Below are 300 nucleotides of genomic sequence, written 5' to 3'. Positions count from 1 at the left end.
GACTAGGCTGCTTCTTTTTTCTCAGTTCCAACAGCAAACTTCGATAGCTCGAAGACTTTCGTTTTAATGGCTGATTTCTGCTGAGATGTGGGGGGAACCCTTGCGACGATCCCAGCCGCAATCAAATCTAATTCACCTGTTTTTGCTATGCTTTTAGCCGCTGACAAGTCTCGGCTTTGGTTAGTTTCACAAGCCGTACATGTGAAATTTCTGTCGTTCAATGTTAAAACATGATGTTGGCCGCATTCAGAACAAACCCCAGTGGATTTTTCAAACCTGCCAATCTCGTGATAGAGTTTA

General features: G+C 43.7%; 1 protein-coding gene. It reads right to left on the bottom strand.

Annotation, left to right across the window (positions count from 1 at the left end):
• Positions 1-2: 2 nt before the first annotated feature.
• Positions 3-300: zinc ribbon domain-containing protein (locus AAEY68_RS20825; protein WP_350586800.1), on the bottom strand; the 298-nt coding region annotated here is incomplete at its 5' end.

Source organism: Pseudoalteromonas sp. RB2-MNA-CIBAN-0110 (assembly GCF_040309305.1).
GTDB classification, from domain to species: Bacteria; Pseudomonadota; Gammaproteobacteria; order Enterobacterales; family Alteromonadaceae; genus Pseudoalteromonas; species Pseudoalteromonas arctica.
This window is presented reverse-complemented; position numbering and strand designations above follow the sequence as displayed.